This window comes from Streptomyces sp. NPDC027672, assembly GCF_055566335.1.
This window is the reverse complement of sequence record NZ_JBVHSO010000020.1, coordinates 44792-71620: the sequence shown is the minus strand read 5'-3', so window position 1 is coordinate 71620 and position 26829 is coordinate 44792. Positions and strand designations below refer to the sequence as shown.

The 26829-nt window shown below is 75.2% G+C and carries 29 protein-coding genes; 14 read left to right on the top strand and 15 right to left on the bottom strand.

From position 1 onward, the window contains the following. Positions 1-2: 2 nt before the first annotated feature. Positions 3-479, bottom strand: a complete 477-nt coding sequence (locus ACZ4SV_RS33855) for a rhodanese-like domain-containing protein (protein ID WP_468009870.1) — start codon at positions 477-479, stop codon at positions 3-5. A 94-nt stretch (positions 480-573) separates the two neighbouring features. Between ACZ4SV_RS33855 and ACZ4SV_RS33850 the strand changes: the two genes are divergently transcribed. Beyond that, positions 574-1020 (top strand): Lrp/AsnC family transcriptional regulator, encoded by a 447-nt coding sequence (locus ACZ4SV_RS33850; RefSeq protein WP_365875704.1) that lies wholly within the window; start codon positions 574-576, stop codon positions 1018-1020. A 39-nt stretch (positions 1021-1059) separates the two neighbouring features. Here ACZ4SV_RS33850 and ACZ4SV_RS33845 read toward each other — a convergent pair whose 3' ends face one another. The 6 genes from ACZ4SV_RS33845 to ACZ4SV_RS33820 form a co-directional block, all read right to left on the bottom strand. After that, positions 1060-2388 carry a COG1361 family protein gene (locus ACZ4SV_RS33845; RefSeq protein ID WP_468009864.1) on the bottom strand — a complete coding sequence of 443 codons (1329 nt, stop codon included), beginning with the start codon at positions 2386-2388 and terminating at the stop codon, positions 1060-1062. Positions 2389-2537: 149 nt separating this feature from the next. After that, a complete protein-coding gene (locus tag ACZ4SV_RS33840; RefSeq protein WP_468009860.1) occupies positions 2538-5531 on the bottom strand; it encodes an AAA family ATPase in 2994 nt (997 codons plus the stop codon). Continuing rightward, a complete protein-coding gene (locus ACZ4SV_RS33835; RefSeq protein ID WP_468009856.1) occupies positions 5528-6691 on the bottom strand; it encodes an exonuclease SbcCD subunit D in 1164 nt (387 codons plus the stop codon). Before ACZ4SV_RS33835 ends, ACZ4SV_RS33840 begins: the two co-directional genes overlap by 4 nt. A 107-nt stretch (positions 6692-6798) precedes the next feature. Beyond that, the gene (locus tag ACZ4SV_RS33830) at positions 6799-7425 is read right to left on the bottom strand and encodes a YigZ family protein (RefSeq protein WP_468009853.1); all 627 of its coding nucleotides are present in this window, start codon (positions 7423-7425) and stop codon (positions 6799-6801) included. A 36-nt stretch (positions 7426-7461) separates the two neighbouring features. Further along, entirely contained in the window at positions 7462-8001 is a 540-nt protein-coding gene (locus tag ACZ4SV_RS33825) for a SixA phosphatase family protein (protein WP_468009849.1), read from the bottom strand. Next, complete coding sequence (locus tag ACZ4SV_RS33820; protein WP_468009846.1) at positions 7998-8837, bottom strand: hypothetical protein; 840 nt, start codon at positions 8835-8837, stop codon at positions 7998-8000. Before ACZ4SV_RS33820 ends, ACZ4SV_RS33825 begins: the two co-directional genes overlap by 4 nt. 141 nt (positions 8838-8978) lie before the next feature. On the opposite strand from ACZ4SV_RS33820, the gene ACZ4SV_RS33815 reads away from it, so the two are divergent. Continuing rightward, a complete protein-coding gene (locus ACZ4SV_RS33815; RefSeq protein ID WP_468009841.1) occupies positions 8979-9386 on the top strand; it encodes a CoA-binding protein in 408 nt (135 codons plus the stop codon). A 68-nt stretch (positions 9387-9454) separates the two neighbouring features. Next, positions 9455-10675 carry a 4-hydroxybenzoate 3-monooxygenase gene (locus tag ACZ4SV_RS33810; RefSeq protein ID WP_468009838.1) on the top strand — a complete coding sequence of 407 codons (1221 nt, stop codon included), beginning with the start codon at positions 9455-9457 and terminating at the stop codon, positions 10673-10675. A 550-nt stretch (positions 10676-11225) separates the two neighbouring features. Here the strand turns inward: ACZ4SV_RS33810 and ACZ4SV_RS33805 are convergent. From ACZ4SV_RS33805 to ACZ4SV_RS33795, 3 genes are all read right to left on the bottom strand, one after another. Further along, positions 11226-11783, bottom strand: coding sequence for a YbaK/EbsC family protein (locus ACZ4SV_RS33805; protein ID WP_468009835.1), 558 nt, complete (start codon positions 11781-11783; stop codon positions 11226-11228). A 43-nt stretch (positions 11784-11826) separates the two neighbouring features. Further along, positions 11827-12399 (bottom strand): helix-turn-helix domain-containing protein, encoded by a 573-nt coding sequence (locus tag ACZ4SV_RS33800; RefSeq protein WP_365873835.1) that lies wholly within the window; start codon positions 12397-12399, stop codon positions 11827-11829. A 146-nt stretch (positions 12400-12545) separates the two neighbouring features. Further along, a complete protein-coding gene (locus ACZ4SV_RS33795; RefSeq protein ID WP_468009829.1) occupies positions 12546-13310 on the bottom strand; it encodes an acyltransferase in 765 nt (254 codons plus the stop codon). 109 nt (positions 13311-13419) lie between these two features. Here ACZ4SV_RS33795 and ACZ4SV_RS33790 point away from each other — a divergent pair, with 109 nt between their 5' ends. After that, a complete protein-coding gene (locus ACZ4SV_RS33790; protein WP_365873839.1) occupies positions 13420-13947 on the top strand; it encodes a gamma carbonic anhydrase family protein in 528 nt (175 codons plus the stop codon). A gap of 43 nt (positions 13948-13990) precedes the next feature. Here ACZ4SV_RS33790 and ACZ4SV_RS33785 read toward each other — a convergent pair whose 3' ends face one another. Beyond that, a complete protein-coding gene (locus ACZ4SV_RS33785) occupies positions 13991-14641 on the bottom strand; it encodes a DedA family protein (RefSeq protein WP_365873841.1) in 651 nt (216 codons plus the stop codon). Positions 14642-15211: 570 nt separating this feature from the next. Between ACZ4SV_RS33785 and ACZ4SV_RS33780 the strand changes: the two genes are divergently transcribed. Beyond that, positions 15212-16225: a lysylphosphatidylglycerol synthase transmembrane domain-containing protein gene (locus tag ACZ4SV_RS33780; RefSeq protein ID WP_468010087.1), complete on the top strand. Its 1014-nt coding sequence runs from the start codon at positions 15212-15214 to the stop codon at positions 16223-16225. A gap of 256 nt (positions 16226-16481) precedes the next feature. Here ACZ4SV_RS33780 and ACZ4SV_RS33775 read toward each other — a convergent pair whose 3' ends face one another. Then, positions 16482-16943: a DUF4442 domain-containing protein gene (locus ACZ4SV_RS33775; protein WP_365873845.1), complete on the bottom strand. Its 462-nt coding sequence runs from the start codon at positions 16941-16943 to the stop codon at positions 16482-16484. A 62-nt stretch (positions 16944-17005) separates the two neighbouring features. On the opposite strand from ACZ4SV_RS33775, the gene ACZ4SV_RS33770 reads away from it, so the two are divergent. Further along, positions 17006-18112, top strand: a complete 1107-nt coding sequence (locus ACZ4SV_RS33770) for a DUF8017 domain-containing protein (RefSeq protein WP_468009819.1) — start codon at positions 17006-17008, stop codon at positions 18110-18112. A 39-nt stretch (positions 18113-18151) separates the two neighbouring features. Here the strand turns inward: ACZ4SV_RS33770 and ACZ4SV_RS33765 are convergent, their stop codons facing one another. After that, the gene (locus ACZ4SV_RS33765) at positions 18152-18997 is read right to left on the bottom strand and encodes a spermidine synthase (RefSeq protein ID WP_468009816.1); all 846 of its coding nucleotides are present in this window, start codon (positions 18995-18997) and stop codon (positions 18152-18154) included. 208 nt (positions 18998-19205) lie between these two features. Between ACZ4SV_RS33765 and ACZ4SV_RS33760 the strand changes: the two genes are divergently transcribed. From ACZ4SV_RS33760 to lnt, 7 genes are all read left to right on the top strand, one after another. Further along, positions 19206-20000 (top strand): TVP38/TMEM64 family protein, encoded by a 795-nt coding sequence (locus tag ACZ4SV_RS33760; protein WP_468009812.1) that lies wholly within the window; start codon positions 19206-19208, stop codon positions 19998-20000. A gap of 33 nt (positions 20001-20033) precedes the next feature. After that, positions 20034-20477 (top strand): protein kilB, encoded by a 444-nt coding sequence (locus ACZ4SV_RS33755; protein ID WP_468009808.1) that lies wholly within the window; start codon positions 20034-20036, stop codon positions 20475-20477. A gap of 56 nt (positions 20478-20533) precedes the next feature. Then, complete coding sequence (locus tag ACZ4SV_RS33750; protein ID WP_468009804.1) at positions 20534-21004, top strand: winged helix-turn-helix transcriptional regulator; 471 nt, start codon at positions 20534-20536, stop codon at positions 21002-21004. Between the two features lie 290 nt (positions 21005-21294). Further along, positions 21295-22170, top strand: coding sequence for an undecaprenyl-diphosphate phosphatase (locus tag ACZ4SV_RS33745; RefSeq protein WP_468009803.1), 876 nt, complete (start codon positions 21295-21297; stop codon positions 22168-22170). Positions 22171-22363: 193 nt separating this feature from the next. Continuing rightward, positions 22364-22561: a hypothetical protein gene (locus ACZ4SV_RS33740; protein WP_365873859.1), complete on the top strand. Its 198-nt coding sequence runs from the start codon at positions 22364-22366 to the stop codon at positions 22559-22561. 181 nt (positions 22562-22742) lie between these two features. Further along, entirely contained in the window at positions 22743-23216 is a 474-nt protein-coding gene (locus ACZ4SV_RS33735) for a nuclear transport factor 2 family protein (RefSeq protein ID WP_468009797.1), read from the top strand. A gap of 96 nt (positions 23217-23312) precedes the next feature. Then, positions 23313-24887: an apolipoprotein N-acyltransferase gene (gene lnt / locus ACZ4SV_RS33730; RefSeq protein WP_468009793.1), complete on the top strand. Its 1575-nt coding sequence runs from the start codon at positions 23313-23315 to the stop codon at positions 24885-24887. Here lnt and ACZ4SV_RS33725 read toward each other — a convergent pair. After that, positions 24805-25716: a Gfo/Idh/MocA family protein gene (locus tag ACZ4SV_RS33725; RefSeq protein ID WP_468009790.1), complete on the bottom strand. Its 912-nt coding sequence runs from the start codon at positions 25714-25716 to the stop codon at positions 24805-24807. The two genes, lnt and ACZ4SV_RS33725, sit on opposite strands and share 83 nt — an antisense overlap. A gap of 164 nt (positions 25717-25880) precedes the next feature. Between ACZ4SV_RS33725 and ACZ4SV_RS33720 the strand changes: the two genes are divergently transcribed. Further along, positions 25881-26282 (top strand): hypothetical protein, encoded by a 402-nt coding sequence (locus ACZ4SV_RS33720; protein ID WP_468009787.1) that lies wholly within the window; start codon positions 25881-25883, stop codon positions 26280-26282. A gap of 10 nt (positions 26283-26292) precedes the next feature. Here the strand turns inward: ACZ4SV_RS33720 and ACZ4SV_RS33715 are convergent, their stop codons facing one another. Next, positions 26293-26805, bottom strand: coding sequence for a hypothetical protein (locus ACZ4SV_RS33715; RefSeq protein ID WP_468009783.1), 513 nt, complete (start codon positions 26803-26805; stop codon positions 26293-26295). Positions 26806-26829: the final 24 nt, after the last annotated feature.

Sequence of the window (26829 nt, the reverse complement as noted above, 5' to 3'; positions counted from 1 at the left end):
GGTCAGCAGCCGCACGCGCCGTCGACGGGTGCGGTCAGCGGGTCGGCGTCCCGGCGCGCCGGACCCCGCCAGGTGTCGTAGCCGAAGCCCTCGCGCACCCAGTACTCGAAGCCGCCGAGCATCTCCTTGACCTGGTAGCCGAGTTCGGCGAGGGCGAGCGCGGCCCGGGCGGCGCCGTTGCAGCCGGGTCCCCAGCAGTACGTCACGACCGGCACGGCGGGGTCGAGGAGCCGGCCGGCCTGTCCGGGGATGAGCGCGGTCGGCAGGTGGACGGCGCCGGGGACGTGGCCCTGGTCCCAGGACGCGGTGGAGCGGCAGTCCACGACGGCGAAGCCGGGGTCGCCGCCGGCCGCGAGCGCGGCGGCCACGTCGGCGACGTCGGCGTGGAAGGCGAGGCTCGCCCGGAAGTAGGCGGCGGCCTCGGCGGGGGCGGCGGGGGCGACGCGCAGGACGGGGTTCTCGGTCACGGTGTTGATCATGACGGGAAATCTACGGTCCGCGGTCCGCTCCCTGAAGGGGCGATCCACGGCCCTGCCCTTGTCCTGCCGGGGTTTTCCCTGCTATCCATCCGGGATGACCGCGTATTCCCCGGACGCCACCGACTGGCGCATACTCGAAGTCCTCCAGCGCGAGGGACGGGTCAGCTACGCCGAGCTGGCGCGGGCCGTGTCCATGTCGCCGAGCGCCGTCACCGAGCGGGTGCGGCGGCTGGAGGAGGCGGGCGTCATCCAGGGATACGCGGCGGTGGTCGATCCCGAGCGGCTGGGGCTGCCGATCCTGGCGTTCGTGCGGCTGCGCTATCCGAACGGCAACTACAAGCCGTTCCACGACCTGGTCGCCGCGACGCCCGAGGTCCTGGAGGCGCACCACGTCACGGGCGACGACTGCTTCGTCATCAAGGTCGCCGCGCGGTCGATGTCCCACCTGGAGCAGGTGGCGGGCCGGATCGGCGCGCTCGGTTCGGTGACCACGAGTGTCGTGTACTCCTCCCCGCTGACCCGGCGGCCGCTGGGCCGCTGACCACGGCACCGGGGGCGCGGGCCCCCGGTGCCCGCACGGTCAGGCGGACGGGTTGACGACGACCTGGGCCGTGTTGTTCCCGCTGTCCGGGTCGAAGGCGAAGGACGTGCCGAACTCGGGCCGGGCGACGACGCGGCCGGTCGCGTCGGGGACGACCCGGTCGATACGGAGCCGGAACGGGAAGCCGGCCGTCAGGTCCGGCTTGGCCCACATCGGCAGGGTGCAGGCGTAGTGGCCGGCGGACGGCCCGGGGTGGCAGGTGTCGGGCACGGAGACAGCAGTGGTGCCCTCCGGCAGGGCGAAGTCGAGCACGGCGACCGGGTCCCCGGAGCTGACGTTGCCGACCCAGGCCGGGCCGTGGTTGGCGAACTCGAAGGCGGCGGTGACGGTGTCGCCGGCCGCGCCGCTCACCCCGGTGCCGCGCACGGCGAAGTCGGCGGTGTTGGCGGCACGGATGCTCCAGGAGTTGCCGTTGTCCGAGCCGTCGAGGTCGGTGGCGCCGCCGCCGGGCTGGACCTCGTAGTCGAACCGCTCGTACAGCGCGTGGCCGGTGACGGCGAGCCGCAGCGGCTGCGGCAGCTCCACGGTGGCGCCGGGCGCCACGTCGGTGTCGAAGGAGCACGTCACATAGGTCATGGGCGTGTACTCGTCGTCGGTGTCGTCCGGCCCGGTGTAGGAGCACTGCGGGTAGCGGGTCGCGACGTCGAGGCCGTAGGTGGCCCACATCTTGACGCTGAAGCCATGGGCGGTCTCGTCGCCGGTGTTGGTGACGGTGAACGGCACGGCGAGGCTGGTGCCGGGGGCGACGCCGGACACGCTCCGCAACGCGCCGACACCGAGGTTCGGGCCGGAGCCGACGGTGACGACGGTCTCGGCGCCCTCCGGGGCGACGAGCCGGCCGTCGGGTCCCCCGGTGGCCTCGGCGGAGTACGCGATGGTGCCCCGCGCACCCACGGCGGCGCCGGCGGCGGCCCGCACTTCCAGTTGCACCTGGGCGCCGGAGCCGGTCGGCACGTCGCCGGTGTCGCACACGGCGACGGTGCCGGCGTCGTCCGGTGCGCACGTGCCGGGCCAGGCGACCTCGGCGACCCCGGCGAGCCCGGAGACGTCGACGGTCAGCCGGCCGCCGGTGACGGTGAAGTTGTCGTTGTCGTGGTAGAGGCCGAGCGCCAGCGACCGGTACTCCGCCGTACCGCCGTCCGGGGCGGCGGTGACCGGCTGCTCGGACGGGGCCTGGATCCACAACTGGTCGCTCTGCGCGTCGTCGGCGAAGGCGACCCCGCTGCCGAGACCGGCGGCCAGCAGCGCCCCGGCGGCCGTGGCACACGCCCCGTGGCGCAGCACGCGCCGGACGGAGACAGAACTCATGACATCCCCCAACTGGACGGACGAGAACCGGTACTCCTTGATCGGTACCGGGCGCGGGTTGGACGGCCCGCCGAGCCGGAAGGTTGTGCGAAGCAGCCGCGGAGCCGGTGAACCTTACCGTTTCGTGATCAAGGTCGGGGCCGGTGCGTTCAGTGCGTGCCGCGCTGGCGCAGCGACGAGCCCGTCCTGTCCTTGACGACCTCCAACTGGGCGTGCACGCGCCGGCGCAGGTCGGGGACGTGGCTGACGATGCCGACGCTGCGGTCGCGTTCGCGCAGGGAGTCGAGGACGTCCAGGACCTCGTCCAGGGTCTGGTCGTCCAGGGTGCCGAAGCCCTCGTCGATGAAGAGGGTGTCCAGGCGGACACCGCCCGCCTCCTCGGTGACGACGTCGGCGAGGCCGAGGGCGAGCGCGAGGGAGGCGAAGAAGGTCTCGCCGCCGGACAGGGTCGCGGTGTCCCGTTCCCGTCCGGTCCAGGCGTCGACGACGTGCAGCCCGAGCCCGCTGCGTCCGCGCCCGCTGCGGTCGGCGGAGTGGACGAGGGTGTAGCGGCCGGACGACATGCGCTGCAGGCGGGCGGTCGCGGCGGCGGCGACCTGTTCCAGCCGGGCCGCCAGGACGTACGACTCCAGGCGCATCCTGCGTTCGTTGTCGGCGGAGGTGCCCGCGGTGAGGGCGGCGAGCCGGGCCACCCGGTCGTACTCCTCGCGCAGCGGGCCGAGCCGGCGCACCGCCTCGGCGGCGCGTGCGGAGAGACGGTCCAGTTCGGCGCAGCAGCGGGCGGCGGCGTCGCGCGCGGAGCCCGCCTCGCGCAGCCGCCGCTCGGCGGCGGCCGCCGTCCGCTCGGCCGCGGCCGGGTCGGCGGCCGGCTGCCGGGCGGCCGCCGCGGTGGCGGTCTCGGCGAGGACCGCGCGCACGGCGGCCTCCTCCTGCTGCCAGGCGTCCAGGCGGTGCTGGAGCGCGCGGTGGGCGGCGGGGTCGAGCAGGGCCGCCGTCGCGGCCTGCGGGGTGTCGAAGCCGGCCCGGTAGGCGGCGTCGGCGAGGCGGGCGTCGGCTTCCTTCAGCCGCTCGGCGGCGCCCTCGGCGGCCCGTACGGCGTCGGCGGCCTCGGTGAGCCGGGCCGCGAGCCGCTCCAGTTGGGCGGCGCGCGCCGCCACACTGTCCGCGCTGCCGCGGGCCTGCGCCAACTCCGCTTCCAGCCGGGCCTGTTCGCGCTCCAGCGCGTCGCGGCGGGTGAGCCGGGAGGCGGCCCGTACGGCGGCCTGCTGGCGGTCGGCGAGCCGCTGCTCGCGCTCCCGCTCGGCGCGCCGCAGTTCCTCCTGGGCGGCGTGCAGGGCGGAGGCGTCCCGGCGGGCGCGGGTGTACTCCCGCTCCAGTAGCTCGGCCTCGGCGGCGAGGTCGGCGGTGGCGGTGTCGCCGGCCTCGGCGCCGGCGGCGGCCAGGGTCTCGCGGAGCCGGCCGGCGTGCCGCTCGTCCTCGGTGTGCTGTTCCTCGGCCCGGCGGGAGGCGGCGAGGGCGCGGTCCTCGGTCTCGCGGTCGACGTGGCCGGCGACCTTGCGCGCGGGCGCGGGGTGCGCGGTGGCTCCGCAGACCGCGCACGGCTCGCCGTCGGTGAGGCGGGCGGCCAGCTCGGCGGCGATGCCGGCCAGCCGCTGTTCCTTGAGGTCGAGCCAGTGGGCGCGGGCCGCCAGGGCGCGCTGCTCCGACTCACGCGCGCGCTGCGCCGCCCGTTCCAGCTCGGCCGTCTGGGCGTCCCGAGTGCGGGCGGCTTCGAGCCTGCGGCGCATCGGGTCGCGCTGGACGGCGAGCTGTTCGGCGCGGGTGGCGGCTTCCCGGGCGGTGTCGACGCGCGTCTGGAGGGCGGCGCGGGTGGTCTCCCAGCCGTCGAGCCAGGCGTCGGCCTCGCGCAGCACGTCCTCGTCGGCGCGTTCCTGCCGGTCGAGTCCGGTGTATTCGGCGGCGAGTTCGGCGAGCCGGCGTTCGGCGCGCCGGGCCGCGTCCAGACCGCCCAGTTCCTCGGCGGTGCGGCGGGCGGCGGCGGCGAGTCCGCCCGCGTCCGCGCCGGCGTGGGCGGCGGGGAGCAGGGCACGCGCGCGGGTCTCGGCCTCCGCGGCCCGGTGGTGGGCGGCGTCGGCCTCCTCCCGCAGTTCCAGCGCGGGCGCGACCGCCTCGGCCTTGCGGGCCCGCGCCATGCGCTCCTCGTCCTCGCCGTGGGCGCCGGCCCGTTCCCGGAGGGCTTCGGCGCGCTGCCGGGCCTCGGCGTACCGGGCCTGGAGGCGGGCGCGTTCGCGTATCTCCTCCAGCGCGCTCCGGGCCGCGGTGTGGGCGGACTCGGCGGCGGCCAGGCGGCACCGGGCGACGGCGAGGCGTTCCCGGGCGGTGCTGCGGGCGACGGCGGCGGCACCGAGGACGGTGTCGGCGAGGCCGGGGTCGCCGGGGGCCAGCTCGGGCAGCTCCATGGCGTCACCGGCCGCCTGCTGCATGCGGTGGGCGTCGGCGAGCAGCGCCGTGTCGCCCTCGCGCACCCGTGCCTCGGTGGTGCGCCGGCGTTCGGCGAGCCGTTTCTCGACGTCGGCGAAGCGCTGGGTGTCGAAGAGCCGGCCGAGGAGCCGGGCGCGGGTCTCGGCGTCGGCGCGCAGGAAGCGCGCGAAGTCGCCCTGGGGGAGCAGGACGACCTGGCAGAACTGCTCGCGGCTCATGCCGAGCAGTTGCTCCACCTCGGTGCCGACCTCCTGGTGGGAGCGGCTGAGGTCCTTCCAGGTGCCGGAGCGGGCGTCGTGCTCGCGCAGCCAGGTCTGGGCCTTGTCGACCGTCGTGCCGGTGCCCCGCAGTTTGGGCCGCTCCCACGGGGGCTGCCGGGTGATCTCCAGCCGGCGTCCGGCGACGGTGAGTTCGAGGCGGACCTCGGTGCGGGTGCCGGGCGGGGCGTGGTCGCTGCGCAGCCCGGCGCCCTGGCTGCTCTGCCGGGCGCCGGGGACGGAGCCGTAGAGCGCGTAGCAGACGGCGTCCAGGACGGAGGTCTTGCCCGCGCCGGTCGGGCCGTGCAGCAGGAACAGCCCGGCGGCGGACAGGGCGTCGAAGTCGACGCGCTGGGCGTTGCCGAAGGGCCCGAAGGCGGTGACGTCGAGCCGGTGCAGCCTCACCGGGCCACCTCCCGCACGGCGTGGTCGGCGCGCACGGCGTCGATCGTCTCGCGCAGCACGGCCGCCTCGTGCTCGTCGGGGCCGGCGCCGCGCACATGAGCGACGAAGTCCTGGGCGATCTGCTGGTCGCTGCGGCCCGCGAGGCGCCGGGCGTAGGACACCCGGGGGTCGTCGGGGGCCCGGTCGGGGGCGAAGACCAGGCTGAGGGTGTGCGGGAAGCGCTCGGTGAGCCGGGCCATGGGGTCGGCCGGGCGGACCGGGTCGGTGAGGGTGGCCTCGACCCAGGCGTCCTCGTGGCCGCTCAGCGCGGGGTCGGCGAGCAGGTCCTCCAGGGTGCCGCGGAGCCGGGCGAGCGGGCGCGGCACCGGGCAGTCGACGCGTTCGGCGGTGACCGCGCCGTCCGCGTCCAGGTCGACCAGCCACATGCTCTTGCGGTGGCCGGCCTCGGAGAAGGAGTAGGCGAGCGGCGAGCCGGAGTAGCGCACGCGCTCGGTGAGGGTCTGGCAGCCGTGCAGATGGCCGAGGGCCGCGTAGTCCACGCCGTCGAAGACCGCGGCCGGTACGGCGGCGACCCCGCCGACGGTGATGTCCCGCTCGCTGTCGCTGGCCTGGCCGCCGGTGACGAAGGCGTGGGCGAGGACGACGGAGCGCGTGCCCGGCGCGCGGCCGGCGAGGTCGGCGCGGACGCGGTCCATCGCGGCGCCGAGCACGGCTTCGTGGCCGGCCTTGTCGACGCCGAACTCGTCCTTCACCAGGGCCGGTTCGAGGTACGGCAGGCCGTAGAACGCCACTTCGCCGTGGGCGTCCTCAAGGATCACCGGAGTGCCGGCGGCGGACGGTTCGGTGCGCAGGTGGATGCCCGCGCGGTCGATGAGTCCGGCGCCGACGCCGAGGCGGCGGGCCGAGTCGTGGTTGCCGGAGATCATCACCGTGGGCACGCCGAGGTCCGCGAGCCGGTGCAGCGCGGTGTCGAACAGCTCGACCGCGGCGAGCGGGGGCACCGCGCGGTCGTACACGTCGCCCGACACGACCACCGCGTCGACCTCGCGCTCACGCACGGTGGTGACGAGGTGACCGATGAACTCGGCCTGGGCCCCGAGCAGGTTCACCCGGTGGAAGGCCCGGCCGAGGTGCCAGTCCGACGTGTGCAGCAGTCTCATGGGCCCCGAGACTAACCGCCGGGTCTGACATCACGGGCGGTTACTCCCGTACCGGCCCGTCACGACCGCCCACCCCCAGGGGCGTTATGCCCGATTGGCGCCGATTGTCAGGCATCTCCGTACGCTTCGCCGCCCAGTTCGAAGCCGGCCGTGCCCGCCGTCACATCCGCGAGCCAGGCCCGGAAGGCGTCCACGTCGGCGTCCGGCAGACCGATCTCCAGGGTGACGGCCTCGCCGTAGCGGACGTCGCGCACCTCGCGTCCGGTGGCGCGCAGATCGTTCTGGACCTTGCCCGCGCGCTGGTGGTCGACGGTCACCGTGGCCAGCCGGAAGCGGCGCCGGGTGAGCGTGCCGAGCGCGTCCAGGGCCTCGCCGACCGAGCCGCCGTAGGCCCGGATGAGCCCGCCCGCGCCCAGCTTGACACCGCCGTAGTAGCGGGTGACCACGGCCACCACGTACCGCATGTCGCGGCGCAGCAGCATCTGGAGCATGGGCACGCCGGCGGTGCCGCCCGGTTCGCCGTCGTCGCTGGCCTTCTGTACGGAGGCGTCGGCGCCGATGACGTACGCCCAGCAGTTGTGGGTGGCGTCGGCGTGCTTCTTGCGCACGGCGGCGACGAACTCCTGGGCCTCCCGCTCGGTGGCGGCCGGGGCGAGGGCGCACAGGAAGCGGGAGCGGTTGATCTCGGTCTCGTGCACGCCCGCGCGGGCCACTGTGCGGTACTCGTCCTGCATCCCGCCAGCCTATGCGAGCGCCGGGTGCCCGCCCGGTCAGCGCTTCTTTCCGCGCGGGACCGTGAAGGAGGTGAGCAGGGCCGAGCCCGGGGTGAGCGCCGGCCAGCCGCTGCCGTGCCAGGAGAGGACGGCGACCGCGCAGGTCGGGAACTTCGTCCGCACCCGCTCCAGCGCGTCGTCGAGGCCGTCGGCGGCCAGCTCCGTCACCAGCTCCGCGAGGCCGGGGTTGTGCCCGATCAGCAGCAGCGTACGCACCTCGGCCGGCACCTCGCGCACCACCTGGAGCAGCTCCGGCACACCGGCCCCGTACAGCCGCCGGTCGTGGCGCACGGGCGGCGGGGTGGCCCACTCGGCGGCGACCAGCTCCCAGGTACGGCGGGCGCGTACGGCGGTGGAGCACAGGGCGAGATCGGGCAGGGAGCCGGCCGCGAGCGCGCGGCCGGCGGCCGGGGCGTCGCGCAGCCCGCGCGGGGCGAGCGGTCTGAGGCGGTCCTCGACGCCCTCGGGCCAGGCCGACTTGGCGTGGCGCAGCACCACCAGCCGGCGCAGCGGACCCCCGCCCGCCGGCCGGTTCACGCGGGTCCGCCGATGTCACGCGTGAGGTCGAGGGCGAGCAGGCGGTCGGCGTAGGCGTACGTCTCGAAGCGGGCGCCGTCCGGGATGCCGGACGCGTTCGCCACCTCGGTGAGGACGCCGAGCACGGCGGGCAGGTCGAGGTCGTCCTCCCAGGCCGCGCGCAGCCGCTCGCGGACCTCGCCGGGGACCGGCCGCGAGGGCCGCCGCGCCCAGCCGGCGACGGCCCGCCGCCAGCGGGAGAGGCGGTCCGCGGCGTCGTCCAGCGCGGCCCGGTCCAGCCGCACGGGTTCACCGCGCGGGACGGCGAGCAGGGCGAGGCGGAGGGCGGCGGGATCGGCGAGGAGCGCGCCGAGCGGACCGGGGGCGCCGGGGCCGCTGGGGCCGCTGGGGCCGCCGGTGGGCCACCCTTCTGTGCCCCCGCCGGCGTTCTCGGTGTTCTCGGTGTTCCCGGCGTTCTCCGGTCCCGGTGTCCACTCGGCCCCGGCCACCGACACCAGCGGCCCCTCCCCCGGCGTGCCGGTGACGTCCGGGCACATCACGTGGATGGCCTGGGCCTCGCCGAGGCCCGAGGCGAGGTCGCGGCCGTCCTCGAAGGGGCGGATGGCGAGGCGGGTGGCGGCGGTGCGCAGCTCCGCCTTGTGGCGCGGGGCGCTCAGGGCCGTCCAGACCGGGGTGCCGCCCACTTCCAGGGCACGGACGAGCAGGTCGGCGGTGAGCAGGACCCGCAGGGCCGTGGGATCCAGGCCGGAGGCATGGGCTTCGATACGGGTCAGACCGCGGCGGGCGGGCGCGGCGGGGACGGGTTCACCGGTTCGGGCGTCGAGGATGCGCAGCACGGGGCGAGCGTAGGCGGGCGCGCGGCCGTATGCAGCGGCTTGCGCCGATTCCGGACAGCGTGGCGGGGTACGGAGGGAATCCGCACCGCCGGTCCGGCGTTGCCCCGGCACACAGTTCCCGCAGTGACGAGGAGGCGGCCGATGTACGGCGACGAAGCGACGATCCGCAGGATCCTGACCGAGACGGGCGACACCTGGGCGGTGGTCGGCCTGTCCGCGAACCAGCGGCGGGCCGCGTACGGCGTGGCGCAGGTGCTCCAGCGGTTCGGCAAGCGGATCGTGCCGGTGCACCCCAAGGCCGAGACGGTGCACGGCGAGCCGGGTTACGCCTCCCTCGCGGACATCCCGTTCGACGTGGACGTGGTCGACGTGTTCGTGAACAGCGAGCTGGCCGGCCCGGTGGCCGACGAGGCCGTGGCGAAGGGCGCGCGGGCGGTGTGGTTCCAGCTCGGTGTCGTCGACGAGGCCGCGTACGAGCGGACCCGGGCGGCGGGTCTGGAGATGGTGATGGACCGCTGCCCGGCGATCGAGATCCCGCGGCTGGCCTAACCCCTTCCGTCCCTCGTGGCCCCGGAGTCCCGTCGGTCCGTCTGACGGGACACCGTCATAATGCTCGCGTGACGTCTGCTTCTCCCCACACCGGTTCCCCTTCCGCCACCCGTGTCCCGGTCGTCGTCGTGGGCGCCGGGCCCGCCGGCCTGACCGTCGGCGCCATCCTGCGGGCCGCCGGTGTGGACTGCCTCGTCCTGGAGTGCGAGAGCCGGGAGTTCATCGAACAGCGGCCGCGCGCCGGGATCATCGAGGAGTGGGCCGTACGCGGGCTGGAGCGGCGCGGGCTGGCGGGACGGCTGCCGGAGCGGGCGGAGCGCCACTCGGAGTGCGAGTTCCGCTTCGGGGGACGCGCTTACCGCTTCGACTACACGGAACTGACGGGACGTCACCACTGGGTGTACCCGCAGCCGCTGCTCGTGACCGATCTCGTGCGCGAGTACGCCGACGTGCGCGGCGGGGCGATCCGCTTCGGCGTGCGCGACGTGCGCCTGCACGACCTGGACTCGGACCGGCCCGCCGTCTCCTACACCGACCCGGACACCGGTGAACGGCTGCTCGTGCACTGCGACTTCGTGGCCGGCTGTGACGGGGCGCGCGGCGCGAGCCGCGCCGCGCTGCCGCCGTCGGCGCGGACCGTCCGGCACGACTACGGAATCGGCTGGCTGGCGCTGCTGGCCGAGGCGCCGCCGTCCGCCGACCGGGTGCTGTTCGGCATGCACGCCGACGGGTTCGCCGGGCACATGCCCCGCAGTGCGCAGCTGACCCGCTACTACCTCCAGTGCCCGCCCGGCGACGACCCCGCCGCCTGGCCCGACGACCGGGTCTGGGCGGAACTCCGGCGGCGGCTGCACGCGGCGGACCGACCGGCGCTGGCCGAGGGGCGGCTGCTGGAGAAGCGGGTGCTGGACATGCACAACTACGTCGTGGAGCCGATGGTGTCCGGCCGGCTCTTCCTGGCCGGCGACGCCGCGCACCTCGTCGCGCCGATCGCCGCGAAGGGCATGAACCTCGCCCTGCACGACGCGTTCCTGCTCGGCGACGCACTCGTGGCGTACCTGACGAAGGACGACCGCACGGGCCTGGACGGCTACTCGGCGGCGTGCCTGCGCCGGGTGTGGGACTACCAGGAGTTCTCCCAGTGGCTCTCCGACGTCTACCACGGCGTCTCCCACCCAGACCCCTACCGCGCCGGCACCACCCTGGCCCGCCTGCGCCGGCTGTTCTCCTCCCCAGCCGCAGCAGCAGCCTTCGCCGAGCAGTACCTCGGCACGGCCGACACATACTGACGCCCGACCGGACCGCGGCCGACGGCCCGGGGCCCGGGGCCGGGCAGCCCGGCGCCCGGGGCCCGGCGGCTTCGGACTCGGCGGCCCGGGGTCCAGCGGCTCGGGGCCCGGCGGCCCAGCGACTCGGCGACACGGGGCCCGACCGCTCGGGGCCCGGCCGCTCGGGACTCGGCGACTCGGCGGCCCGGGGACCGGCGACTCGGTCTCGGCGGCCCGGCGGCCCGGCAGCCCGATGGCTCAGGGTCAGCCCCGGGGCCCAGCGGCTTGGGACTCGGCGGCGGCTCAGGGCCCGGGGCCCAGCGCCCGCGGCTCGGGGCCCGGCAACTCGGCGACACGGGGCCCGGCTGCTTGGGACTCGGCGGCTTAGGGGCCCGGCAGCCAGGGGACTCAGGGCCCGGGACTCAGGGCCCGACGGCCCGGGGCCCGGCAGCCCAGAGGCTCGAGGGCTCAGGGCCCGGCAGCCCGGGGCTCGCGGCCCGGCGGTCCGGGGGCTCAGGGCCCGGGCCCAGGGCCCCGCGAGGTCGTGGTGTGGTCGGCCCGTCGTGGTGGGTCAGGCGATGCCCAGGTTCTCCAGTACGACGGCGCCCGGGAGTTCGGCGAGTGCCTTGCCCGGTACGAGCAGCTTGCCGCGGCGGCGTCCGCTGCCGACCAGGACGTAGGGCAGGTCGGCGACGGCCGCGTCCACCAGCACGGGCCAGCCGGCGGGCAGTCCGAGCGGGGTGATGCCGCCGTACTCCATGCCGCTCTCGCCGGTCGCCGTCTCCATCGGGGCGAAGGACGCCTTGCGGGCGCCGAGCTGACGGCGGACGACGCCGTTGACGTCGGCCCGGGTGGTGGACAGGATCACACAGGCGGCGAGCCGGGTCTCGCCGGCCCGCTTGCCCGCGACCACCACGCAGTTCGCCGAGCGCTCCAGCAGGTCGCGGCCGTAGTGCTCCACGAAGACGGCGGTGTCCGCCCAGCGCGGGTCGGTGTCGACGTAGAGGATGCGGTCGGCCGGGACCGTGCCCTGCCAGTCGCGTACGGCGTCGGCGACGGGAGCGGTCAGCTCCTCCAGGCAGTCCGGGGCGGGAGTGGCGGTGTCGAAGTCTCCGATGGGTGCGCGCATGGCCGCACGCTAGCAAGGCCGGCCCGCCCGCCGGACCGGCGTCTCACGGCACGGGCGGGACGGACACGGCCATCATCATCTCCATCGGCACGTCGCCCTGATTGCCGTACCAGTGCGGGACGTTGGCCTCGAAGGAGGCGCTCGCGCCCGCCGGGACGCGGTACTCCGTGCCGTCCACGGTGAGCGTCAGCTCGCCCGCGGTGACATGGACGAGTTCGACCGTGCCGCCGGGGTGCGGCTCGGAGGGGCTGCTCTCGCCCGGCATCAGCCGCCAGTCCCACAGTTCCAGCGGTCCGGGCGCCTCCGTGCCGGCGAGCAGCCGGCTGTAGCTGCCGTCCTCGGTGTGCCAGAGCCGTACGGCCCGGTCGGCGGGGACGACACGGACCTTCGGGCCCTGTTCGTAGTCGAGCAGCGTGGTGACGCTGACGCCGAGCGCGTCACCGATCTTGACGACCGTGCCGATGCTGGGGTTGGTGCGGGCCTGCTCGATCTGGATGAGCACGCCGCGGCTGACACCGGCCCGGGCGGCGAGCACGTCCAGCGTGAAGCCGCGCACCGAGCGCCAGTGCCTGACGTTCCGTGCCAGGGACTGGGTCAGGAGTTCGAGGTCCGACACGTTGCGTCCAAATATCCCGGGGGGTCCAGTGGTGTGGTGAGCGACGTCCAGCCGGCTGGACTACGGTGCGGTGCACCCGGCCGTTCACCAAACTGTACTGCGCGGCCCGGACCGCGGAGCCTGCGTGCCGGGGACGCCGTCAGCCGTCAGCCGTCGGCGTCCAGCGCGGCCAGCCGGGCGACCGCGTCCTCGTCCAGGTCCGCCAGCGCCCGAAGCTGGCCCGGTGTGACCCCGTCCGGCAGCGGCACGGGCGCGGGCGTCCGCAGCGGCGGCTGCCAGCCGTCGCCGGGCGTCCAGCGCCGTACGACCCGGGCGGGCGCGCCCGCCACCACCGCGTGGTCGGGCACCGTGCCCCGGACCACCGCGCCGGCCGCCACCACCACGTTCCGCCCGATCCGCGCGCCCGGCAGGATCACCGCGCCGGTGCCGATCCAGCAGCCCGGCCCGATCTCCACCGGCTCCATCCGCGGCCACTGCTTGCCGATGGGCTGGTGCGGGTCGTCGTAGGAGTGGTTGGTGGAGGTGACGTAGACGTACGGGCCGAAGTAGCAGTCGTCGCCGATGGTGACCGTCGTGTCCGCGATGACATGGCTGCCGCGGCCGAGGACCACGCCGTCGCCGATGCGCAGGATCGGATCCGGACCGAGGTCCAGGTCGGGCATCAGGCCCGCGGTGAGGGTGACCTGCTCGCCGATGATGCAGTAGGAGCCGAGCCGGATCCAGGGTTCGCCGAAGACCGTGCCGAGCGGGAAGGCCAGCCGGGTGGCCTCGCCGATCGCGCCGAAGCGGAAGCGGCCGGGGTGCTCGGCCGTCACCGAGCCCCTGCGCTGCACCCACGCCCAGCCCGCGTGGACGACGCGCTGGGCCAGGCGGTGTCGCCAGGATGAGAACGTGTTCTTGCGCTTCGGCACGGGCTCACGTTACTCACCGGTCGCCTCCACGGAGACGGCGGGCTGCTGTGATCTTTGCCCCACCCCGTGTCGTACGGTTCGGTGACACCCCGGACACGAGGAGACGGTGATGACGCAGAAGGCGCTGGTCGTGGGCATCGCGGGCAAGGAGCCCCGGGTCGACCCGGAGGCGTTCGTCGCGCCCACGGCGGCCGTGATCGGAGACGTCACGCTGCACGCGGGAGCCAGTGTCTGGTACGGCGCCGTGGTGCGCGGGGACGTCGAGCGCATCAGCGTCGGCGCGCAGGCCAATGTGCAGGACAACGTCACGCTGCACGCCGATCCCGGGTTCCCGGTGACGGTCGGCGAGCGGGTGTCGATCGGGCACAACGCGGTGGTGCACGGGGCGACCGTGGAGGACGACTGCCTGATCGGGATGGGCGCGACCGTGCTCAACGGGGCGGTGATCGGGGCCGGGTCGCTCGTCGCGGCCCAGGCCCTGGTGCCGCAGGGGATGGTGGTGCCGCCCGGGTCGCTGGTGGCGGGCGTGCCGGCGAGGGTGCGGCGGAGCCTGACCGAGGAGGAGCGGGACGGGGTGACCCTCAACGGCACGCTCTACGCCGATCTGGCGAAGGAGCATCGCGGGGTGCACGAGTAGGCACCCGCGGCCGGACCGGCGGCGCCGTCAGTCCCCGGCGCCGTCAGTCTCCGGCGCCGACCGGTTCCGCTTCCGCTTCCCGCTGTTCCGGCCGGGCCTTCTTCGTCTTGCGCTTCAGGATCAGCATCGAGGCCAGGCCGATCAGGACGGCGATGGCCAGGCCCAGGTAGGAGAAGCGCTTGAGCCAGTCCTCGGCGACGACGCCGACGTAGTAGATGACGGCCGTGGTGCCGCCGGCCCAGCAGATGCCGCCGAGGACGTTGGCGATCAGGAACTTCCAGTACGGCATGTGCAGCACGCCCGCGAGCGGACCGGCGAAGATGCGCAGCAGGGCGACGAAACGGCCGAAGAAGACCGCCCACATGCCCCACTTCTGGAAGGACTGCTCGGCGGTGGCCACATGGCCCGCGCCGAAGTGGCGCGGGAACTTCCGGCCGAGCCAGGCCAGCAGCGGGCGTCCGCCCTTGCGGCCGATGGCGTAGCCGATGGAGTCGCCGATCACCGCTCCCGCGGTGGCGCAGGCGCCGAGCACGACCGGGTTGACGCCGGTGTGCTGGGAGGACATCAGGGCCGCCGAGACGAGGATGATCTCACCGGGCAACGGGATGCCCAGGCTCTCCAGACCGATCACCAGGCCCACCACGGCGTAGACCACGGCGGCGGGCACCGAGTCGAGCCATTCCTGGACGTGCACCGCCGGTTCCTCCCCTTCGCTGACCTCGCCGTTCCGGCCTTCGGGGCACCGCATGCACAGCGCGTCCCAAGGGAAGGCTACCTGGTCGGCGGTGAACGGCCGCGGGTCCGCCCGCCCGCGCCACCGCCGCGCCGGCACGGCTTACGTTTCCGGACATCCCCGTGTCACCCGGGAGGGGGAGGCTCCCACGCGGTTTCGCCCGGCCCGCTTCTCCCAGGCCCCCGGGGCCCGCCGCGGAAGGACGACCTCCTCGTGATCCCACCCTCCCCGCCCCGCCCACTGCCGCAGCCGCGCCCCGGTACGGGGACCGTCACCGAGGGGCCCGGTCCGGGGACCGCCGTCGCGGGGACCGGCGCGGGGACCGCCGTCAAGGGGTCCGTCTCGGTCGTCGAGCCGTCCGTCCCCGGGGCCGGGTGCCCGGCTCCACAGCACCCGGGCGCGGAGCCCGCGACTCCGGAACACCCGGTCCCGGAAGGCCGGGTCCGCGAAGGCCGGGTCCCAGAAGCCCGGGTTCCGGAAAGCCGGACCCCGGAAGCCCGGATCCCGAAAGCCCGGATCCCGGAAGCCCGGATCCCGGAGAGCCGGACCCCCGATGGCCGGGCCCCGGAAGGCCGGCCCCCGGATGGCCCGGTCTCGCGGCGTCCGGGGTCCCGCCGGGCGGGCCGGGTCGCACGGCTGGCCCTGTGCCTGGCTCCCGTGCTGTTCGCGGTCGGCTGGGCCCTGGTCCACCGGTCCGTCATGGAAGAGGGAGTGCGGCGGCTGGTCGCGGCCGACCCGGGGTGGCTGCTGGCGGCGGCCGGGTTCACCTGTCTGACCTGGGTGGCCGCCGCCTGCGCCCGGCAGGGTGCGCTGCCCGACCGGGTGCCGGCGCGGCTGCTGCTCGCCTCGCAGTTCGCCGCCGGCGCCGCCAACCACGCGCTGCCCGGCGGGCTCGGCGCGCACGCCGTCACCCTGCGCTTCCTGCGCGGTCAGGGCGTGCCGCCGGCCCGGGCGACCGCGTCCATCGGGCTGTACTCGCTGGCCAAGCCCACCGCCAAGACACTGGTGTTACTGGCGCTGCTCGCGGTGTCACCGGCCCGGGACCGCTTCGGGGACCTGGTACCGGACGGGCGGCTGCTGGTCCCGGTCGCCGTGGCCGTGGGCGGGGTGGCCGCGGTGGCGGGGTCGCTGCTGCTGGTCGGGCCGTTGCGGCGGCCGGTGACCAGGCTGCTGCGCTCGGCCCTGACCGACGCGCGCCTGGTGCACACCCGGCCGCGCCGGGTGCTCGCCCTGTGGGGCGGGGCCGCCGCGCTGCCGCTGGCCCAGGCCGGCGCGCTGGCCTGCGTCGGGACCTCGCTCGGACTGCGGCTGCCCTGGGAGCAGGTGGTGCTCGCCCACCTGGCGGCGGGCACGGCCGGCGGGGCGGTGCCCGCGCCGGGCGGACTCGCGGTCGACGCGGCCATGGTGTGGACGCTGGTCGCCCTCGGCGCCGAGCCCGCGATGGCCACGGCGACCGTCATCGGCTACCGGGTGCTGACGGACTGGGTGCCGCTGCTGCCGGGCGCGCTGGTGCTGTCGGCACTGATCCGCGCGAAGGTGCTGTGAACCGGCCTTGGCCGAGCCGCGGACGACCCGCGAGGGCCGGCGGACCGCCTCCGAGGCAGTCGGCGCCAAGGCCGTCCACGGCGTGGTCGTCCGGTGAGTGCGCCCCGAGGCGACCGCGCCCCCGTCCCGCCGTCGGGGCGGAACGAGGGCGCGACACCGGCGGAACGGGGCGCGACACCGGCGAAAGGGACCCGGCGCCGGCGGAACGAGGCCCGGCGCCGCTCACGTCAGGCGGCGCGTCCGCCCGACGGCCGGCTCACTCGCCCCGGTCGGTCGGCCGGAGCGTCCACAGGACGGTCATCTCGCCCGTCACCGCGCCGTCCGCGCGCCGGATCTCGATCGACACGGGGAACTCGGGGCGCTGCCCCGCGTCGAGTTCGGCGACGACCTCGGCGGCCGGGCGGCCCAGCGTCGCGGTAGCGGTAACGGCGCCCATCGCCAGCTTCTTGTAGGCGATCTCGGCCCGCACGGCGAGCGGAACGGCGCGCGAGAGCTGGTCCCCGAAGGCGGCCAGCACGATGGCGCCGCTGGCCGACTCCCCGAGGGTGAACATCGCGCCGGCGTGCGGGCCGCCCACGTGGTTGTGGTACGCGCTCTGGTCCGGCAGGGACACCACGGCCTTGTCCGCCGAGGTCTCGAGGAATTCCAGGTTCAGGGTCCGGGCCATGGGCACGGTGGCGGCAAGCATCTCGCCGATCGACATCTGGTCTGCGCTCATGACCGTCATGTTACTCACGAGTAGGGAAGCCTGGCCAGAGAAGCGCACTAGGGTCTAGGGCCATGTGGCCAGATCAGCAGCCGCCAGGGGGCGCGCAGAACCCGCAGCACGATCCACGGCAGAACCCGTACCAGCAGCCGGGTCAGCAGCAGCCGAACCCGTACCAGCAGCCCGGTTACCAGCAGTTTCCGCAGGCCGCCCGGTACGGGCAGCAGGCGCCGGGCGCGCAGCCGCAGGCCGGCCCCTACGGACAGCAGCCCCCGGCCGGCCCGTACGGGCAGCCGCCGCAGGGCCCTTACGGGCAGCCCACACGGTACGACCAGCCCGCCGCGCCGGAGCCCCCGCCCGGCGGCGGCCGTACGAAGCTGATCGCGATCGTCGCGGCCACGGCCGTCGTGGTCACCGCCGCCGTCACCGGTTTCCTGGTGCTGGGCGGCGGCGCGAAGGACGACGAGGCGGACAACGGCAAGGACGGTCGGCACACGAGCCCGTCGCCGACGGACACCGCGCCCGCCTCGCCCACGTCGTCCGCGGCCGACAACCCGCGTGCCGGCGGGACGGAGAAGCCGACCGTCCCGGGCTGGAAGGTCGTCGTCAACCCCAAGTACGGCACGGCCTTCGACGTGCCCGCCGACTGGGAGGTGCAACGGCCCGGCGTCTTCTCCTTCTTCGAGGACGAGGAGAAGGGCGACGGCTCGGCGTACATCGGCTTCTCCGGCGCCTCGTTCCTCAAGCCCGACTACTGCACCTCCGAGCAGAGCGGCACCAAGGAGTCGCACGCGCTCGCGGGCAGCGGCACAAAGGGCGAGAACGGCGCCAAGGACACCGCGAGCATCGCCCGCGGCGACTCGGCCACCTTCGCCTTCGGCGGGTACACCAACCAGTCGGAGGCGGCCAAGAAGTACCTGCACATCGGCAAGGCGAAGTCCTTCACGACCGCGTCGGGCCTCACCGGCAGCGTCGCGACGTCGTACGTCGCCGGCATGCCGAAGAAGGACAAGTGCGACACCGACGGCAAGGCGGTCACGTTCGCCTTCAAGAACTCCACGGGCAGCTTCGTCTCGTGGACGCTGTACGGCGCGAAGGGCGTCAAGGACGAACTGCCCGACGCGACCGTCGAGAAGGTCCTGGCGACGGTACGACTGCACGGCGACCCGGTCGTGGAGTGATCGGTCCCGGCGGCGGGGGCAGCCACGGCCCCCGTCGGCTCAGCCGATACCGAAGGAGCCGCCGGGAGGCACGGGTGACGGTACGGCGTCGGCCTCCGTCACCGGCCGCGCCGGCCCGGTGAACTCCCGTACCGCCGCGCCGTGTTCGACCCGCGCCGGGAAGGCGTCCGCCGCGGTGCGCCGGGCCAGCGCGGCGGTGTCGAACGGCCGGTGCGAGGCCACGACCACCGCGTTGCCGAACCGCCGCCCGCGCAGCACCGCCGGCTCGGCGATCAGCGCCACCTCCTCGAACACCGCCGAGACCGTGGCCAGTTGGGAACGGAGAAAACCGAACGGCGCCGCATCGGCGAGGTTGGCGAGATAGACCCCGTCCGGCCGCAGCACCCGCTCGGCCGTGCGGACGTAGTCCAGCGTGGTCAGGTGGGCGGGCACCCGGGAGCCGCCGAACACGTCGGCGATCAGCACGTCGGCACGGTCGTCGGGCGCGGCCTCCAGCCAGGCCCGGGCGTCGGCCGCGTGCAACGAGACGCCCGAGTCCGCCGGCAGCGGCAGCCACTCGGTGACCAGCTCCAGCAGACCCCGGTCGGCGTCCACGACGTCCTGCCGGGAGCCCGGGCGGGTGGCGGCCACGTACCGGGGCAGCGTCAGCGCGCCCCCGCCGAGGTGCACCACGTCCAGCGCCCGGCCGGCCTCGGCCACGGTGTCCAGCGCATGGCCCAGCCGCCGCGCGTACTCGAACTCCAGATAGGCGGGCTCGTCCAGGTCCACGTACGACTGCGGGGCCCCGTCGACCGTGAGCAGCCAGGCCCGCTCCCGGTCGACGTCGGGCATCAGCCGGGCGGTGCCGTGGTCGGTGGCGCGGGTGACGGGTATCGATGCGTTCACCCGGCCATTGTCGGCCCCTCCCCCACCCGGCCGGCACCGGACACCGCCCCGGTCGCCGCCGGCACCTCCCCCGGGCGCCACCGGCTCCGCCCGCTCCACCGCTGTCCGGCCCGTTCACCCGGGCGCGGCGGTTTTCGTGGTCGCCCTTCACCGCAAGCCAGTTCGGTCCATACGGCGATCACACATGTCCGTCGGTTACTGTCGTCGGATGCTCGATGCCAACCGCTCTGGCACCGCCACGGTCTCTCCCCGGGCCGCCGCTCTGGCCGCCGCCTCCGTCCCCTCCTCCGCCTCCGGCGCCCTCGCCGTGCCCGCGCCGCCGCGCGCCGGGTTCGCCGCCCGGTGCACGCGGACGCTGCTGTCTCCCTACGCCCGGCTGTCCCTGCTGTTCGCGCTGCTGGCGGGCGCGGCGGCGGGCGTGCTGCTGTTCGAGCCGCAGCGGCTGCTGACGCACGGCTGGCCTCCACAGCTCGGCGGGGCCGCGGCGGCCGCCGTGTTCACGGTGGCGTACGGGCTGTGCACGGTCGCGTTCGTGCCACGGCCCCTGCTGAACCTGGCCGCGGGCGCGCTGTTCGGCTCGCAACTGGGGCTGGCGACCGCGCTCGCGGGCACGGTGCTCGGAGCCGGGGTGGCGTTCGGGCTGGGCCGGATGCTCGGGCAGGACGCGCTGCGCCCGCTGCTGCGGGGCCGCTGGCTGAAGGCGGCCGACGGGCAGCTCAGCCGGCACGGGTTCCGGTCGATGCTGGCCCTCCGGCTCTTCCCGGGCGTGCCGTTCTGGGCCGCGAACTACTGCGCGGCCGTCTCCCGGATGGGCTGGCTGTCCTTCCTCCTGGCCACCGGCCTCGGTTCGATCCCGAACACCGCCGCCTACGCGGTCGCCGGCGCCCGCGCCTCCGCGCCGACCTCCCCCGCCTTCCTGATCGCCATGGCCTGCATCGCCGTACCGGCGCTGGTCGGCACGGTGGTGGCGTGGCGCAAGCGGGACCGGCTGCGCGCCCGGTAGCCGTCGCGTCCGTCCGCCGAGAAGAGGCATCCGATGTGGTCCAGCGTCATCGCCGTGGCCGGCACCCTGCTCGGCGGCGCGCTCACCGGGCTGCTCCAGCTCCGGCGCGAGCGGTCCGCCCGCGAGGAACGGCGGGCGGAGGCGCTGCGCGTGGCGCTGGGCGAACTGGTGGCGGCCCTCGGCGACCACCGGCGGGCCCTGTGGCACCGCGAGGACCTCGTCCTGAACGGCGCGAGCCAGGAGGCCGTGGGGGCGGCGCGGGCGGCCTCGCACGCCACCCGCTCCGCGGTGACCGCCCCGCTGGTCGCCGTCTCCGTCCTCGAACCGGCCCTCGCCCAGCCGGCCCGCGAGGCCGCCCTGGCCGCGTTCGCCCTGCGCGGGTCCGCCGACCACACGGTCCTGGCCACCCGCCGCGAGGCCGCCATCGCCGCGACCGACGCGGTGGTGACGGCGGCCGGGCGCATCCTGGGCCGGTGACCGGGCGCGGCACTCGCATCAGGTTGGAAAACCCAACCCTGTCCTAGACTGGGGCCATGGCCGCCACGAAGGATCCGCGCCCCTGCTCCATCGCCGACGCCCTCGCGCTGGTCGGCGAGAAGTACTCCCTGCTCGTCCTGCGGGAGGTCTGCCTGGGCAACGGCCGGTTCGACCAGCTCGTGCGCAACATCGGCGCCCCGCGCGACATCCTGGCCGCCCGGCTGCGCCGGCTCGTGGAGGCCGGCATCCTCGCCAAGCACGCGTACAGCGAGCGCCCGCAGCGCTTCGAGTACCGCCCGACGCAGGCCGGGCTGGAGCTGGAGCCGGTGCTGATGACCCTCAAGGAGTGGGGCGACCGGCACCTGCGCGGGGGAACCGACCTGCCGATGGTCGTGGAGCACGTCTGCGGCGACGCGCTGGTGCCCGTGGTGACGTGCCAGGCGTGCGGCGACCCGGTGCGTCACGAGCACCTGACGGCCCGTCCACAGGCCCCGGGCTGGACCGTCTCGGGCCCGACGGCCGCGTAGGACGGAGGACGACGGCGAGACCGCCGACGGCCGCTTGGGGCCGACGACGGCGCGAGGCCGACAGCCGCACGCACCCGCCGCCAAGCCGCCCACCCGTCGACGGCCGCCCGGGTCCGCCGACAACCGAGCGGCGTGATGCCGAAAGCCTTGCGGGGCTGTCGACTTGGCGTCCGCAGCCGCCCGGTGCGCGAACCGCGCGCCCCTCTTGCCGCCCCGCCGGCCGGGCCCGCTACGCTTCCTCCGTCACATGATCACCTCATCTCCTTTCAGCACTTGGACGCTCTGCCTTCATGTCTTGGTTTGAATCCCTCGTCCTCGGACTCGTCCAGGGGCTGACCGAGTTCCTGCCCGTCTCCTCCAGCGCGCATCTGCGGCTCACGGCCGCGTTCTCCGGCTGGGAGGACCCGGGAGCGGCCTTCACGGCGATCACCCAGATCGGCACCGAGGCCGCGGTGCTCATCTACTTCCGCAAGGACATCGGCCGGATCATCGTGTCCTGGTTCCGCTCGCTGTTCGACAAGTCGATGCGCGGCAACCACGACGCGCAGATGGGCTGGCTGGTGATCGTCGGCTCGATCCCGATCGGCGTGCTGGGCGTGACGCTGAAGGACCAGATCGAGGGGCCGTTCCGGGATCTGCGGGTCACCGCGACCATGCTCATCGTCGTCGGCGTGGTCATCGGCATCGCCGACCGGCTGGCGGCCCGGGACGAGACCGGCCGCCGGCACCGGGCGCCCAAGCAGCGCAAGACGCTGGAGAACCTCGGCGTCAAGGACGGCTTGATCTTCGGACTCTGCCAGGCGTGCGCGCTGATCCCGGGCGTCTCCCGCTCCGGCGCGACCATCAGCGGCGGTCTGTTCATGGGCTACAAGCGGGAGGCCGCGGCCCGTTACTCGTTCCTGCTCGCCATCCCGGCCGTCCTCGCCTCGGGCGCCTTCGAGGTGAAGGACTCGCTGGCCAAGGGCCATGTGGCCTGGGGACCCACCCTGTTCGCGACGGTGATCGCGTTCGCCTCGGGATACGCGGTGATCGCGTGGTTCATGAAATGGATCTCCAACAAGAGCTTCATGCCGTTCGTCTGGTACCGCGTCGCCCTCGGCATCGTGATCATCGCCCTGGTCAGCCTGGGCCTGCTGAGCCCGCACGCGGCCGAGTCTGCGGGCTGACCGGCGCGGCACCGTTCCGGTTCCGGCCATTTTCCGGAGGGCGGGGCCCGGCTGTGACCTGGGCGGGGCCGGGCGGGGGCCCGGGAGTGCGCGGCCACGGACGGGTGATCGCGTGGTGCCGGTGACCAACCCGGTACCGTCTGCGTAGCCGCCCGGTAGCGCACGGTCAGCCTTTAGCCCTAGGCTGTGCGGCATGTCCCCCGATTCCCCGCCCCCTGGTTCCGCGCGCTCCGCCGCCGAGGTGAACGAGCGGATCAGGGCGCTGTGGCTGCGCTCGGGCGGGACCCTGTCGCCCGCGGAGCGCGCGGAGTACGAGCTGTTGGTGGTCGAGTGGGCCGCGGCGATCCGCGACCAGACCGGCCGGGCGGCCCAGGTGGCCGAGGCGGCCTGACCCGCGCCGGGCCACGCGCCGGCCCCCGCACGCAGACCACCCGCCAACCCCGCCTGGGCCATTCCCCGGCCCCCCTTCGCAGACCCCGGCCGGGCCACGCGCCGGCCCCCGCTCGCAGGCCGCCCGGTTCCGCCGGGCATGCCCTCTTGGCGGCGGGCCCGTCGTGCCCAAGACTGTCCCGATGACGCAGCGTGCGGAGTTCGCGACGGTAAGGGACCGGCTGGCCGTGGACGACCTGGTCACCGCGTACGCGGTGGCGGTGGACGACGGTGACTGGGCGGCGTACCGGACGCTGTTCACGGCGGACGGGCGGGCCGACTACCGCTCGGCGGGCGGTATCGAGGGCGAGACGGAACGGGTCGCGGTCTGGCTCGCCGAGAGCCTGGCCCTGTCCGCCCCGCGCCAGCATCTGATCGTCAACCGGCAGGTGCGGTTCGGTGCGCTGGAGCAGGACACCGGCGACACCGCGCGGGTGCGCGCCGACTACCTCAGCCCCCTGCGCCTCGCCGGTTCCGCCGGTCCCGCACCGGACCTGCTGTGCGGCGGCCGGTACGACTTCGGGCTGCTGCGCACTCCGGACGGCTGGCGGCTGCGCGAGGTCGTCGTCCACGAGAAGTGGCGCCGCCGGGCGGCCGACGGGACCGGCGCCCCGTAGGAGACGGCCGGGAGGCGGCACCCGGCCCGCGTTCCGGGACACGCCGGCACCACGTCCGGCGCACACGGGAACGACAGCTGGGTAGGGAGGGTCCTTATGAGGACGATCAACCGCCTGCTGACCTCCCCCTGGCGCCGCTCGGCCGCCGCCGCGCTCCTCGGCGCGCTGCCCGTGCTCGCGTTCCCGGCCCCTTCCCTGTGGTGGTTCGCCTACGTCGCCCTGGTGCCGTGGATCCTGCTGGCGCGTTCGGCGCCGACCGGGCGCCGGGCCGCGTACGACGGCTGGTGCGGCGGCTTCGGCTTCCTGGTGGCCGTCCACCACTGGCTGCTGCCGAGCCTGCACGTGTTCATCTTCCTGATAGCCGCGCTGCTGGGCCTGTTGTGGGCGCCGTGGGGTCTGCTGGTGCGCCGCCTCCTGGGCGGGGTGCCGTCGCCGGGCCGGGCCGCCGCCGCGCTGCTGGTGCTGCCGTCGGCCTGGCTGGCGGTGGAGCTGGTCCGGTCCTGGCAGGGGCTCGGCGGGCCGTGGGGCATGCTGGGCGCCAGCCAGTGGCAGGTGGAGCCGGCGCTGCGGCTGGCCTCGGTCGGCGGGGTGTGGCTGCTCAGCTTCCTGGTGGTGGCCGTCAACGCGGCGGTGGCCGTGCTGGTGGCGGTGCGGGCCGCGCGCGTGCCGGCCGTGGCCTCGCTGGTCGCCACGGCCGCGGTGACCTCGGCCGCGTGGGGGTGGGCGCCGCGCCCGGAGGTCGACGGGCGGGTGCGGATCGCCGTCGTACAGCCGGGTGTCGTGGCCGGGACGGACAGCGGTGACCGGCGCTTCGACGAGGAGGAGCGGCTGACCCGGCGGCTCGCCGGACAGGACGTCGACCTGGTGGTGTGGGGCGAGTCCAGCGTCGGCTCCGACCTGGCCGGCCGGCCCGCCCTGGCCCGGCGGCTGGCGGCGCTGTCCCGTGCGACCGGCGCCGACGTGCTGGTGAACGTGGACGCCCGCCGCTCGGACCGGCCCGGCATCTACAAGAGTGCGGTGCTGGTCGGCCCGGACGGTCCGACCGGCGGCCGGTACGACAAGATGCGGCTGGTCCCGTTCGGCGAGTACATACCGGCCCGTTCGCTGCTGGGCTGGGCCACCTCCGTGGGCCGGGCCGCCGGCGAGGACCGGCGCCGGGGCACCGCGCAGACCGTGCTGGACGTCGGGCACGGGCTGCGGGTCGGCCCGCTGATCTGCTTCGAGACCGCCTTCCCGGACATGAGCCGGCATCTCGCCGAGGACGGCGCGGACGTCCTCCTCGGCCAGTCCTCCACCTCGTCCTTCCAGCAGAGCTGGGCGCCCGAGCAGCATGCCTCGCTGGCCGCGCTGCGCGCCGCCGAGACGGGCCGCCCGATGGTGCACGCCACCCTCACGGGTGTGACGGCGGTGTACGGCCCGGACGGGCGGCGCCTCGGCCCGTGGCTCGGCACCGGCGCGCGCGCCGCCCGGGTGTACGACGTACCGCTGGCGCACGGCAGCACGCCGTACGTCCGCTACGGCGACTGGCCGGCGCTCGGCGCGCTGCTGGTGCTGGCCGCGCTGGCCGTGGCGGAGGGCGTCCGGGCGCTCAGGCCGCGCCGGCCCCGTCCCGCACCGCGCGTACCACGCGCTCGCACAGCTCATGACTCGCCAGTGCGTCCCTCGCGCTGAGCACCTGTCCGGCCCGTACGGCGTCGAGGAAGGCGAGGACCGCCTGCTCGATGCCGCGCTGGCGGGCCACCGGCACCCAGTCGCCGCGCCGGCGCACGGTGGGCTGGCCCTTGTGGTCGATCACCTCGGCGAGGTTGACCACCTGGCGCTTGGTGTCCTGTCCGGACACCTCCAGGATCTCCTCGCTGGAGCCGCTGAGCCGGTTCATCACGCCGAGCGCGGTGAAGCCGTCCCCGGCGAGCTGGAGCACCACGTGGTGGAGCAGCCCTTCCTTGGCGCGGGCGCGGACGGTGATGTCGTCGACCGGGCCGGGCACCAGGAACCGCAGGGTGTCGACGACGTGGATGAAGTCGTCCAGGATCATCGCGCGCGGTTCCTCGGGCAGCCCAGTGCGGTTCTTCTGCAGGAGGATCAGCTCGCGCGGGTGGTCCAGGCACTGCGCGTACCCGGGCGCGTACCGGCGGTTGAAGCCGACCGTCAGGGAGACACCGCGCTGCTCGGCGAGGTCGACCAGCCGCCGGGAGTCGGCGAGTTCGTAGGCGAGCGGCTTGTCGACGTACGTCGGGACGCCGGCCTCCAGCAGCCGGGTGACGATCTCGGGGTGGACGTCGGTGGGCGCGTGCACGAAGGCCGCGTCCAGGCCGGCGGCGAGCAGCGAGTCCAGCGTGGTGTGCCGCTGCCGTGCGGGCAGGCGCAGGCCGTCCGCGACCCGGTCCAGGGTGGCGGGGGTGCGGGTGTGCAGGTGCAGGTCCACTCCCGGCTGCGTGCCGAGCACCGGCAGATACGCCTTCTGCGCGATGTCCCCGAGTCCGATGCAGCCGACCTTCACGTGCTCTCCCCTTACGCCTTGCCTGAGTGGTGCCTTGCGGAAGCATACGGGCGTCAGCCGCGGCGCCGCGGAGCCCTCCGCACGGGGTACGGGATCACCCGTACGGCGCACGGGCTGGGGCGGCCTGGCCCCGGGCCGGGCGCCGGACCAGCAGAGTGGCGCGGGTGCATCGAACCACGACCACCGCAGTGCTTCTGGTCACCGTGGCCGTCTCGGCCCTCGGCGGCTGTGTGACGGTAGGGCACCCGAAGGCTCCGGGTCCGGCGCGTTCGCAGCCGGCCGCGGCCCGCCCGGACGGCGGCGCGCGGCCGGGGAAGGCACGGGAACCGGCCGCCGAGGCGCTGGAGCGGACCGCTGTGCCCCGGCGCGCGGCACCGTCCGGACCGCCCGTCCGGCCGCGCGTCCCGGCCGCACCCGGCCACCGGCCGCCGCGCCCGGCCCGTTCCCCGCGCGCCGTCCCGGCCCCGCCCAGGCCCTCGGACGTCTGCGCGCTGGGCAGGGCCTACGGAGGCTGGCGCCAGGACAGCCCGGAGGCGAGGATCTGCGCCCAGGTCTACGGCCCGTGAGCCGCTCCCGTCACCTGCGCCGGAACGGTCCCGGGCTCTCCGGGTCCGGGGTGCCGTCCTCGCCGAGCCGCCGTGCCAGGCGGCTGATCTCCGACCGGACCTGCTCGCCGTAGCCGTCGTCGGCCAGGGCGGCCGCCGCGGCGCGGGCCCGGCGCAGATGGCTGTGGGCGGCCTCGGTGCGGCCCAGCTTGGCGTAGTCGGCGGCCAGGTTCAGGTGCAGGGAGGAAAGGAAGCCCCGCACGTCGGCCGGATCGCCGCCCGCGCGGCCGCCGGCCAGTTCCCCGGCCGCCGACAACGCCCTGAGGTCCCAGGCGAGTTCGTCCGCCGGGTCGTCCTGGGTGTCGGCGAGGTAGTGGGCGAGGGTGCAGCGGTGCAGCGGGTCGCCGTCCTCGCCGATCTCCGCCCACAGGTCCAGGAAACGGCTGCGGGCCTCCTCGCGGTCGCCGCCGTGGTGCAGCATCACGACCTGCCCGATCCGCGTCAGCACGGCATCCGGGGCCGCCTGCTCCTGTCGCTCCGCCACGGGGTCCCTCCGGGCCGTCGTCGG